General features: G+C 75.4%; 9 protein-coding genes and 1 pseudogene. 5 read left to right on the plus strand and 5 right to left on the minus strand.

The features are described 5' to 3' along the window. From IIE03_RS02350 to IIE03_RS02360, 3 genes and pseudogenes are all read left to right on the plus strand, one after another. Positions 1–893 (plus strand): annotated as a pseudogene (locus IIE03_RS02350) (DNA polymerase Y family protein); the annotation flags it as partial. Next, positions 886–4,299, plus strand: coding sequence for a DNA polymerase III subunit alpha (gene dnaE / locus IIE03_RS02355; protein WP_192861118.1), 3,414 nt, complete (start codon positions 886–888; stop codon positions 4,297–4,299). The pseudogene IIE03_RS02350 and the gene dnaE, both read left to right, overlap by 8 nt. Positions 4,300–4,376: 77 nt before the next feature. Next, on the plus strand, positions 4,377–5,303 hold the full coding sequence (locus tag IIE03_RS02360) for a hypothetical protein (RefSeq protein ID WP_192861119.1): 927 nt from the start codon (positions 4,377–4,379) through the stop codon (positions 5,301–5,303). Positions 5,304–5,316: 13 nt separating this feature from the next. Here IIE03_RS02360 and IIE03_RS02365 read toward each other — a convergent pair whose 3' ends face one another. Next, a complete protein-coding gene (locus tag IIE03_RS02365) occupies positions 5,317–5,784 on the minus strand; it encodes an Lrp/AsnC family transcriptional regulator (RefSeq protein ID WP_192861120.1) in 468 nt (155 codons plus the stop codon). A 59-nt stretch (positions 5,785–5,843) separates the two neighbouring features. Here IIE03_RS02365 and IIE03_RS02370 point away from each other — a divergent pair, with 59 nt between their 5' ends. Next, positions 5,844–7,046: a trans-sulfuration enzyme family protein gene (locus IIE03_RS02370; protein ID WP_192861121.1), complete on the plus strand. Its 1,203-nt coding sequence runs from the start codon at positions 5,844–5,846 to the stop codon at positions 7,044–7,046. Between the two features lie 47 nt (positions 7,047–7,093). Here IIE03_RS02370 and IIE03_RS02375 read toward each other — a convergent pair whose 3' ends face one another. Together IIE03_RS02375 and IIE03_RS02380 are read right to left on the minus strand one after the other, a co-directional pair. Next, positions 7,094–7,495: an ArsR/SmtB family transcription factor gene (locus IIE03_RS02375; RefSeq protein ID WP_192861122.1), complete on the minus strand. Its 402-nt coding sequence runs from the start codon at positions 7,493–7,495 to the stop codon at positions 7,094–7,096. Then, positions 7,495–8,139 carry an SRPBCC family protein gene (locus tag IIE03_RS02380; protein WP_192861123.1) on the minus strand — a complete coding sequence of 215 codons (645 nt, stop codon included), beginning with the start codon at positions 8,137–8,139 and terminating at the stop codon, positions 7,495–7,497. Before IIE03_RS02380 ends, IIE03_RS02375 begins: the two co-directional genes overlap by 1 nt. Before the next feature lie 58 nt (positions 8,140–8,197). On the opposite strand from IIE03_RS02380, the gene IIE03_RS02385 reads away from it, so the two are divergent. Then, the gene (locus IIE03_RS02385; protein ID WP_192861124.1) at positions 8,198–9,076 is read left to right on the plus strand and encodes a hypothetical protein; all 879 of its coding nucleotides are present in this window, start codon (positions 8,198–8,200) and stop codon (positions 9,074–9,076) included. Positions 9,077–9,089: 13 nt separating this feature from the next. Here IIE03_RS02385 and IIE03_RS02390 read toward each other — a convergent pair whose 3' ends face one another. Beyond that, complete coding sequence (locus tag IIE03_RS02390; RefSeq protein ID WP_225997136.1) at positions 9,090–10,019, minus strand: serine protein kinase RIO; 930 nt, start codon at positions 10,017–10,019, stop codon at positions 9,090–9,092. Between the two features lie 325 nt (positions 10,020–10,344). Next, positions 10,345–10,671: hypothetical protein (locus IIE03_RS02395; protein WP_192861125.1), on the minus strand; the 327-nt coding region annotated here is incomplete at its 5' end.

The raw sequence follows: 10,671 nt of genomic DNA on the forward strand, positions 1-10,671 counted from the left end.
AGGACGTGCGCCCGCCGGCCCGCCGCCGCGTCGAGGCCGGCATCACCGCGACCACCGAGCTCGACCCGCCCGCGATCCGGGCCGACGTCGCCGCGTTCGCCGCCCGCCGGGTCGCCGAGGACCTGCACGCACAGCTGGCCGCCCGCGGCCTGACGTGCGGCCGCGTCGTCGTGACGGCCGACGTCGCCGACCCCGTCACCGGCGCCTCGCGCACCTGCGAGCGGGTGTGGCGCACCGACGACGCCACGGGGACACCGGCCGCGCGCCTCACCGACCGGGTGCGCTGGCAGCTCACGGGCTGGCTGACCCACGGCGACCCGGAGCCCGCGCCGATCACCCGCATCACCCTCACCGCCGACGAGATCGCTCCGGCCGGCGCCACCCAGCCCGCCCTCTGGGGGGCATCCGCCGGGGAGGGGCTGCGCGCGTTCCGCGCCGCCGAGCGCGTCCAGGCCCTGCGCGGCGCCCTGGGCGTGCTCGCCCCGCGCCGGCAGGGCGGCCGCGACCCGCGCTCCCGGATCCGGTTCGTGCCGTTCGGCGAGGAGGCCCCGCCCGAACGCGACCCGGACCTGCCGTGGCCGGGCGGCCTCCCCGCCCCCGCGCCCGCCGTCGTGCTCGTCGAGCCCGTCCCCGCCCGCGTGCTGGACGCGGCCGGGGACGACGTCGTCGTCGACGTGCGCCTCGCCATGAGCGGCGAGCCCGCGCTCGTGCGCAGCGAGCGCGGCACCACGCGCGTCACCGACTGGGCCGGGCCGTGGCCCGTCGTCGAACGGTGGTGGCGGCCCGACGGCGGCGACCGCCGCGTCTACCTGCAGGTCGTGACCGACGACGGCGCCGGGCTCCTCCTCGCCCAGGCGGGCGGCGCCTGGCGCCTGGAGGCGCACTATGACTGAGTACGCCGAGCTGCACGCGCACTCCGCCTACAGCTTCCTCGACGGCGCCTCCCTGCCCGAGGTGCTCGCCGCCGAGGGGGCGCGGCTCGGGCTGAGGGCCCTCGCGATCACCGACCACGACGGCCTGTACGGGGTGGTGCGGTTCTCCGAGGCGGCCAAGAGGGTGGGGCTGCCCACCGCGTTCGGCGCCGAGCTCCACCTGCCCGCCCCCGGGGCCACCGGCTCGGTGCTCGACCCGCCCACCGGCGTCCCCGACCCGCGGGCGACACACCTGCTCGTCCTGGCCCGGGGAGCCGACGGCTACCGCCACCTGTCGTCCGCCATCGGCACCGCGCACCTGGACGCGGGCGCCAAGGGCACCGCCCGCTACACCCTCGAGAACCTCGGGGAACGGGCACGCGGCGAATGGCTCGTGCTCACCGGATGCCGCAAGGGAGCGGTCCGCCGCGCGCTCGCCGGACCCGGCGACCGCACCACCCGCCTCGACGCCGCCCGACGGGAGCTCGCCGCGCTCACCGGGGCGTTCGGGCACGACAACGTCGCCGTCGAGATCACCGCCACCGGCGACCCCCGCGACGCCGGCCTGCACGACGCCCTGGCCCTCCTCGCCGCCGAGGCCCGGCTGCCCCTGGTCGCGACCACCGCCGCGCACTACGCCCGCCCGTCCGACGCCGACCTCGCGGGGGCGCTCGCGGCCGTGCGGGCCCGCTCGTCGCTCGACCGGATGGACGGCTTCCTGCCGGGCGGACCCGTCGCCCACCTGCGCTCGGGCGCCGAGATGGCACGCCTGCACGCCCGGCACCCCGAGGCCGTGGCGAACGCCGCCCGCCTGGGCGCCGAGTGCGCCTTCGACCTGGAGCTCGTCCGCCCGAAGCTGCCGCCGCACCCCGTCCCCGAGGGCCACGACGAGGCGAGCTGGCTGCGCGAACTCACCTACCGCGGGGCCGAGCAGCGCTACGGAAGGCGACCGGGGACCTCGTCGGGCGGGAACTCCGCGGTCGCCCGCGCCTGGGCGCAGATCGAGCACGAGCTGGAGGTCATCGTCGACATGGGGTTCCCGGGCTACTTCCTCCTCGTGCACTCCCTCGTGGAGTTCTGCCGCGACCACGGCATCCTCTGCCAGGGGCGGGGAAGCGCGGCGAACTCCGCGGTCTGCTACGCGCTCGGCATCACCGCCGTCGACGCCGTGCGGCACGGCCTGCTGTTCGAACGGTTCCTCGCGCCGGAACGCGACGGCCCGCCGGACATCGACCTGGACATCGAGTCCGTGCGCCGCGAGGAGGTCATCCAGCACGTGTACGACCGCTTCGGCCGCACGCACGCCGCGCAGGTCGCGAACGTCATCACCTACCGGCCCCGGTCCGCCGTCCGCGACGCGTCCCGCGCCCTCGGGTACGACGCCGGACAGGCGGACGCCTGGTCCAGGAGCATCGAGCGGTGGGGCAGCCTGAAGCCGGAGAGCCCGCCGCGACCGCCGTCGTCGGACAGCCGGTTCGTGGACGTGCTCGCCACCGAGCCTCGCGGCCCGGGACAGCCCAGGTCCGACGACGCGCACGACGTCGTGCCGCACCACGCGCCGCCCTCGGCCGCCGAGGAGGGCGAGATCCCGGACGACGTCATCGACCTCGCGGACCGCATGCTCCGCCTGCCCCGCCACCTCGGCATCCACTCCGGCGGCATGGTGATGTGCGACCGGCCCGTCATCGAGGTGTGCCCCGTCGAGTGGGCGCGGATGGACGGCCGCACCGTGCTGCAGTGGGACAAGGAGGACTGCGCCGACGGCGGCCTGGTGAAGTTCGACCTGCTCGGGCTCGGGATGCTCACCGCCATCCGGTACGCCTTCGAGTCGGTCGCCGAGCACACCAGGGAGCACCTGACCCTGCACGGGCTGCCCGAGGACGACGAGCGTGTCTACGACCTGCTGTGCGAGGCCGACACCGTCGGCGTGTTCCAGGTGGAGTCCCGCGCCCAGATGGCGACCCTGCCGCGGCTGCGGCCGCGAAAGTTCTACGACATCGTCGTCGAGGTCGCGCTCATCCGGCCCGGGCCCATCCAGGGCGGGTCCGTGCATCCGTACATCGAGCGGGCGCGGGCCAAGGCGCGCGGAGAGGACAGGGTGGAGTACGCGCACCCGCTCCTGAAGAAATCGCTGGGCCGCACCCTCGGCGTCCCGCTCTTCCAGGAGCAGCTCATGCAGATGGCGATCGACGTCGCGGGCTTCACCCCGGCCGAGTCCGACCAGCTCCGCCGCGCCATGGGATCCAAGCGCAGCGCCGAGAGGATGGAGGCGCTCCGGGCACGACTGCACGCCGGGATGGCGGAAAACGGCATCCCGGAGCACGTGCGCGACGAGATCTACGAGAAGCTCAAGGCCTTCGCCGACTTCGGGTTCCCCGAGTCGCACGCCTACTCCTTCGCCCACCTCGTGTACGCCAGCGCCTGGCTCAAGGTGCACCACCCCGCCGCCTTCTACGCCGGGCTGCTGGCCGCGCAGCCGATGGGGTTCTACTCGCCGCAGTCGCTCGTCGCCGACGCCCGCCGGCACGGCGTCCGGGTGCTGCGGCCGGACGTGAACGCCTCCCGGGCGCTCGCGTGCGTCGAACGGACGGGGGACGACGGCGGACGGGACCGCACGGGTGGTCCCGGAGCCGCGGGAGCGGCGCGGCTCGTGCGGGCGGACCCGGCGCTCGCCGTCCGGATGGGACTGGCCGAGGTGAAGGGGATCGGCGAGGAGCTCGCCGAGAAGATCGTCGCGGCCCGGGAGGCAAGGGACGCGGGCACGCCGTCGGGCGCCTTCGCCGACCTGCGGGACCTGGTCCGTCGCGTCGGCCTGGGCACCGACCGGATCGAGGCGCTCGCGACCGCGGGGGCGCTGGAGTCGCTGGGTCTCACGCGCCGCGCGGCGCTGTGGGCGGCGGGCGCCCTGGGGCAGGAAGGGCCGGGGACGCTGCCGGGGGTGAGCGCGGGGGCGGAGGCGCCGGAGCTGCCGGAGATGGCCGAGACGGAGGTGGTCCAGGCCGACGCGTGGGCCACGGGCGTGACGCCCGACTCCTACCCGACGCAGTACGTGCGTGACGGCCTGCGGGCGGCGGGCGTGATCACGGTGGCGGAGGTGGTGGGGACGGACTCGGGTCGGCGGGTCGCCGTCGGCGGGGTGGTGACGCACCGCCAGCGGCCCGGCACGGCGGGCGGCGTGACGTTCCTGTCGCTCGAGGACGAGACCGGGCTGCTCAACGTGATCTGCACGCCGGGGCTGTGGCGGCGGTTCCGGCGGGTCGCGCGGTCGGCGCCGGCGATGGTGGTGCGCGGGCGGGTGGAATCGGCCGACGGCGCGGTGAACCTCCTGGCCGAGCATCTGGCGCCGTTGCACCTGACCACGGCCGAGAAGTCGCGAGACTTCCGGTGACCGTGAGGGTGATTTCCGCGAGCAAATATCACGGCGGGGCGGGGCGGGATCCTCGGGCCGTGCCTATCGTGCCCGACATGGAGGAGCAAGGGGAACAAAGGGAAATCTGGACCTCCGCACCGGAGGAGAGCACGGATGCGCGCTGGCGCAGGCCCGTGGTCGCGTCCGGTGTGAGCGCGCTCGTGGCGGCCGTCGTCTGCGGCGGCGGCCTGGCGCTGGCCAACCGGGGCGGCGACCCGGGACCGGCGGCCCCCGCGGCCGCCGTGAGCCCGCTGCCGATCCCGATGATCATGTCGGCGGACGACCTGGAGGTGGACCCGCAGGACCTGCCCGGCAGCCTGGAGCGGGCGACCGCCCGGCTCGCCGAGGCGGTCCGGGCCGGTGAGAAGGTCTACGCGGCCGCCCGTCCGTCCGCACCGCCGCGTGCGCTCGAGCGGCTGCGCGCGGCGCTCGACGAGGCGTCCGCGGCGCTGGAGGGGAAGCTCGGCCGCGACGCGACCAGGAAGCAGCAGACCGAGCGGCTGCGGACGCTGGACGAGCTGCGCACGAAGATCCTGGACGCCGCGGCGCGGATCACCGCCGTCCGGACCGTCCCCGGCGCCGAGCTCCCGCCGGGCACCACGACGGCGGCCGTCGCGCCCGACGACATCGCGGCGCCGTACGGCGAGGACGACGGCGCTCCGGCGGGCGGGGACAGCGTCCGGGCCGACGGGGGCACGGGGGCCGGCTCCGGATCGGGTGGCACGGGTGGGTCGGGTTCCGGCGGTACGGCCGGGTCGGGTTCCGGCGGGTCCGGGTCGGGCGGCGGCTCGGGTTCGGGTCCGGGAGGCTCGGGTTCGGGAGGCTCGGGCGGGACCGGCGACGGTGGTGACGGCGGTTCGGGCGGCACGCCCACGCCGTCGCCCACCCGGACGCCGACTCCCACCCCCTCGCCGGCGCCGTCGAGCCCGGCACCGTCCAGCCCGCCGCCGGCTCCGTCGCCGTCGCCCACGTCCTCGGTGTGATCGAGCGGGACGGTCAGGCCGGGGCGACCGGTCCGCCCGGCCACGAGGCGAAGACCAGGTCCGTCTGGACCCGGCCGACCTCGTGGCGGGCGGTCAGGTCGAGCACGAGGTGCTGCAGGTCGTCGGTGTCGGTGCAGGCGACGTGGACCAGGAAGTCGTCCGGTCCGGTGACGTGGTGCACCGCCCGGGTCTGCGGGAGCTGCCGTGCCCACTCGACGAACGGGCCCAGGAGGGGCCGGGAGTGCGAGGCGAGCCGGATCGCGAGCACGGCCTGCAGCCCGCGCCCGACGGCGGCCGGGTCGATCTCGGCCCGGTAGCCGCGGATCACGCCGGCGTCCTGCAGGCGCTGGGTCCTGGCGAGGCAGGTCGACGGCGCGACGCCGACCCGCTGCGCGAGCGCCTTGTTCGCCAGGCGGCCGTCGTTCTGCAGCTCCCGCAGGATCGCGACGTCGACCGAATCCAGGCGCACTTCTCGGGTCATGGACCGAATGTCTACCAGACCACGTCCGAAAGCCGCGAACTCTGTGCGAGTAGTACGCCATGGATTCGCACACCGAGTCACCCGCCCACAGCTCCGGGTCACCCGCCCACGGCTCCGTCGACACCCGCGCCGTGCACGCCGGCCGGGACGACCTCACCGACCTCGGCCTGCACGCCCCGCCGCTCGACCTGTCCACCACGTACCCGTCCCGGGACGCGGCCGCGGAGGCCGCCCGGCTGGACGCCTTCACGGAGGGGAAGGACGACGGCGGTCCGCCCGTCTACGCCCGCGCGGCGAACACCACGGTGCGCCGGTTCGAGCAGGCGCTGGCCGAGCTGGAGGGCGCCACCGCGGCGGTCGCGTTCGCCAGCGGGATGGCCGCGTTGTCGGCGGTCCTGCTGGCTCGCGTGTCGGCGGGCCGGCCGCACGTCGTCGCGGTGCGTCCGCTGTACGGGACAAGCGATCACCTGCTGGACTCCGGGCTGCTGGGCAACACCACGACGTTCGCGTCGGCCAAGGAGGCGCCGTCGGCCCTCACGGGCGCCACGGGACTGGTGGTCGTGGAGACACCCGCCAACCCGACGCTGTCCGAGGTCGGCATCCAGGAGCTGGCCGACGCCTGCGCCCCCGTCCCGGTGCTGGTCGACAACACGTTCGCGACGCCCGCCCTGCAGCGGCCGCTCGCGCACGGCGCGGCGATGACGCTGCACAGCGCCACGAAGTACCTGGGCGGGCACGGCGACGTGATGGGTGGCGTGGTCGCGTGCTCCGAGGAGTTCGCCCGGGTGCTGCGCCAGGTCCGGTTCGTCACGGGCGGTGTGCTGCACCCGCTCGCCGGCTACCAGCTGCACCGCGGGCTGACGACGCTGCCCGTGCGGATGCGGGCGCAGTCCACGACCGCGGCCGAGCTGGCCCGGCGCCTGTCCGGGCATCCCGGCGTGTCGCGCGTGCGCTACCCGGGCCTGGGTGGCGCGCCCCGCCCGGCGGACCAGATGGCCGGGGGTGGCGCGATGGTCGCGTTCGAGGTGGCGGGGGACGCTCCCGGCCTGATCGGCGCGGTGCGGCTGATCACCCCGGCGGTCAGCCTCGGCAGCGTCGACAGCCTGATCCAGCACCCGGCCTCGATCAGCCACCACATCATGGACGCGGGGTCCCGCGCGGACGCGGGCATCCCGGAGAACCTGATCCGCCTCTCGGTCGGCCTGGAGGACGTCGAGGACCTGTGGGCGGACCTGGACCAGGCCCTCGACGCGGTGTCCTGAACCCCTGGCGGCGCGACGGGAAAAGTGTGCCGAGCGCGCAGCGCCGGTCAGCCCGCCTCGCGCGCGGATTCCTCCTGCGAGGCCGCCCGGCGGCGTTCCCGTCTTCCCCGGGCGAGCTCCGTGGCGAGGGCGTCGAGCGGCTGGGCGAACGTGTCCTCGAAGCGGGCGAGCCACTCGCGGGCGGCGGCGGTGCCGTCGTCGTCCACCGCGTAGAGACGGCGTGTGCCCTCGGCGCGGACCCGGACCAGGCCGGCGTCCCGCAGCACGCGGAGGTGCTGCGAGACGGCCGGCTGGGAGATCCGCACACGCGCCTGCAGGGCGGTGACCAGGGCACCGGCCGGCTGCTCGCCGTTCGCGAGCAGCTCCAGGACGCGGCGTCGCACCGGGTCGCCGAGGGCCTCGAAGACCCCCTCTCGGGCCGAGTCGGGACGCCTGGCCGGTTCGCCCATCAGGCCTCCGGCGGCGTGGTGTAGAAGGCGAGGGTGGCGTCGGCGGCGGCACGGGCGGCGGCCTCGTCGTCGCCGTCGGCGATCGCGGCGCGTGCCCAGTCGTCGGCGGCCGCGCGGACGAACTCCTTGCCCTGCGGGCCGACGCTCCATCTCTCGGCCTCGGCCGGGTCGCTCTCCTCGCCCGTGGTGAGATGCAGGCCCAGCCCCATGAGGGTGAGGTCCCAGCCCACGCCGACGGCGCCCGGGCCGAACCGCGTCCAGAATTCGGGGTCGACGACGGACTCGTGGGTGAGCTCGAGCACGGTGCCGCCGTCGGCCTCGGTGAGGCTGACGGTGACCCAGGAGGTCCCTCCGCCGAACTCCCACGAGATGCCGAAGGACTCGGGCGCCACACAGCTCTCCACCGTGCCGGAGGCGTTGCCCTCGATCTGGTAGCGACCGCCCAGGCGGAGCTCGCCGGTCACCGGTGCGAACCAGCGGGGGAGGCGCTCGGCGGTGGTGACGGCGTCCCAGACGTCGGCGCGTTCGGCGTCGTACCGGCGGCGCGCGACCGCGATCCTGGTGGGCTCGCCGTCACGCTCGCCGGTACGGACCTCGCGCGTGACGAGCCCGGCGGTGGTGGCGGGGTCGATGGCGATGTGCATGGCCACTCCTTTCATAAGCAGGTGCTTATATTAAAGCATGCCGTTAGAGTAGCGCGCGATGAGCAAGGATTCGCAGGGGATCGGCGAGTGGATCTACGGGCAGCTGTCCGCCCTCGTGGTGGGGGCCGGTGCACTCGTGGTGACCATGCTGTGCGTCGGCGGGGCGGTGGCCCTGATGGTCGACGAGCGGCCCCCGTACCAGGCGATCGGGGAGAGCGAGACCGTGCTGATCCCGGCGATCGTGACCGAGGACACCATCCTCGTCGGGCACGACGTCCCGCCTGGTTCGGTCGACCGGCTGCTCGGCGAGTCGCGCACCCGCTCCGCCGAGACGATCGAGGCGGGCGAGGTCGTCTACGCGGCGGCCGGCCGGTCGGTCTCGACCTCGCCCGAGATGCTGCGGCGGCTGCGCGGCGCGCTCGACGAGGCGTCGCGCGTCCTGGAGGAGGATCTGCCCGACGGCGCGAGCCAGGCGCGGCGCGAGCGGCGGATCGAGGAACTGGAGTCGCGGCGCACCTCCGTGCTCGAGGCCGCGGCGGTGATCACGCAGGTACGCCGTGTCCCGGCCGAGGACCTTCCCGAGGGTGTGACGACGCTCACCGATCCGGTGATCGAGATGCCCGAGGAACCGGACGGCGAGTTGTCCCGTGAGCCCTCGGACGAGCCGAGCCCCGAGCCGTCCGACGAGCCGAGCGCCGATCCGTCGGGAGAGCCCTCCGGGGAGCCGTCGGACGAGCCGAGCGGAGACCCGTCCGGCGAGCCCACCGAGGAGCCCGGCGACGATCCGAGCGACGGCCTGTCCGGCGAGCCGTCGGAGGACCCCACCGGCGATCCGACGTCCGACCCCACGCCCGAACCGACGAGCGACACGCCGTCCGGCGGCGGCCTCGGCCTGTTCGACGAGCAGGCGGCACCGAGCGACGGCCCGACGGACTGATCGCGCCGCCGCGTCACCAGGCCTGCGCGAGCAGGTCCGCGAGGAGGGACTCCGGATCCCGGTCGAGCCCGCGCGAGGCGAACCAGGCGCACATGTTGCGGCAGTCGCGCAGGAGCATCTCGGACCCGAACGGGTTCGCCGCGAGGTCCACCACCTGGGGCAGGTCGATGATCACCAGCCGTTCGCCGTGCGCCAGCACGTTGTACGGGGACAGGTCGCCGTGCGCGTACCCGAGCCGGGCCAGCACCGACATGCCGGCGGTGAGCTGCTCCCAGTAGGACTCCAGCAGCTCCGCGCCCGGACGCTCCCGGGTGAGCCGGGGCGCGGCCACGATCTCGCCGGAGTCCGGGTCGGTGCCGCCGACGAACTCCATGAGGATCTCGGTCCCGTCGATCTGCACCGGGTAGGGGACCGGCGCGCCGGCCTCCCAGGCGGCCGTCATGGCGACGAACTCGGCGTCCGCCCACTGGGTGGCGGCCACCGCGCGACCCCACCGGGACTTGCGGTCCTCGACGGCGCGCTGGTCGCGCGTGCGCCGGGTGCGGCGGCCCTCCGTGTAGTCGCCGTCGCGGTGGAACGTGGTGTGCTCACGACCGCGGTAGCGCTTGGCGACGAGCAGGCAGGAGCGCGCCGCGCCGTCGTCGGGCACGGGGACGCCGTCCGGCACGCCGCGCTCGATCAGGAACGCGTCCGCCTCCTTGCCGGTCTTGAGGATACCGAGCTCGGTGTCGAGCGCGGCGTCGGACGTGACGAGCCAGCCGGGGCGTGGCTCGGGGCCGCGCTGGCCCTTGGCGACGGACCGCCACGTGGACCAGCGCTGGTCCGGCCCGGGCTCGACGACGTCGGCGGGCGTGGGCGCATCCGCGGGCGCCTCCGCGCGCGCGGCACGCTCGCGGCGCTCGACCAGGTACGCGGAGTCGGGTGTTGCGGGAAAACGGGGCAAGAGAGTGCTCCTCGGAAGCGGGAGCACGGCGGGCGACCCGGCGGATCAGCCGATCGACGCGTGCTCCGGATACGGGGTGGCGTCTGCCGCAGCCGTGCCCGCGGGGTGCGAGGGGTGTGCGGCGAGCGTCAGGGCCTCGTCCATGACGCCACCTCCTTCCGGGAAACCCGCCGGCGTGCCGGCGGAACGTTGGCCGGTCCTCGTCCGAGGACCGTGAGACCCACCCTGGCAGCCGATCCTGGGCGCGCGCCAGGGATTTTCCTCTGCCGGTGCTGTGCGTGTCCTCCTGCGGCGCCGCCGGTGTCCGGGCCGCGTCCCCTCCGGCCTACATGGCCAGGGAGATCGCTCCGCCGGCGACGGCCAGCATGCCGAGCACGTAGAACCACACGTGCATCCGGTGCCCGGCCGAGCGCAGCATCACGGCCACGAGCAGCGCCACCACCGCGACCAGCGGGCCCTCCGCCGGCCGGACGACGTCGACCGGCAGGCTCGTGACGTAGGCGAGCCACGGCACCAGCGACGTCGGCCCGATCGCGCCGAGCGTCAGGGCCACCGCGGCGAGCAGCAGCAGCCGGGGCACCCAGCGCAGCAGGGCGCCCAGGAACCGGGCCGCCCGGCCCGGACGCGGTGCGACGCCGGGCGTCGCGGCGGC

It is taken from the genome of Myceligenerans pegani, from assembly GCF_014892515.1.
Lineage (GTDB): Bacteria > Actinomycetota > Actinomycetes > Actinomycetales > Cellulomonadaceae > Myceligenerans > Myceligenerans pegani.

Bases quoted from the DNA above. Each gene is read 5' to 3' on its own strand.
- dnaE (WP_192861118.1), top strand. From the start codon at position 886: ATGACTGAGTACGCCGAGCTGCACGCGCACTCCGCCTACAGCTTCCTC.
- IIE03_RS02360 (WP_192861119.1), top strand. From the start codon at position 4,377: ATGGAGGAGCAAGGGGAACAAAGGGAAATCTGGACCTCCGCACCGGAG.
- IIE03_RS02365 (WP_192861120.1), bottom strand. From the start codon at position 5,784: ATGACCCGAGAAGTGCGCCTGGATTCGGTCGACGTCGCGATCCTGCGG.
- IIE03_RS02370 (WP_192861121.1), top strand. From the start codon at position 5,844: ATGGATTCGCACACCGAGTCACCCGCCCACAGCTCCGGGTCACCCGCC.
- IIE03_RS02375 (WP_192861122.1), bottom strand. From the start codon at position 7,495: ATGGGCGAACCGGCCAGGCGTCCCGACTCGGCCCGAGAGGGGGTCTTC.
- IIE03_RS02380 (WP_192861123.1), bottom strand. From the start codon at position 8,139: ATGCACATCGCCATCGACCCCGCCACCACCGCCGGGCTCGTCACGCGC.
- IIE03_RS02385 (WP_192861124.1), top strand. From the start codon at position 8,198: ATGAGCAAGGATTCGCAGGGGATCGGCGAGTGGATCTACGGGCAGCTG.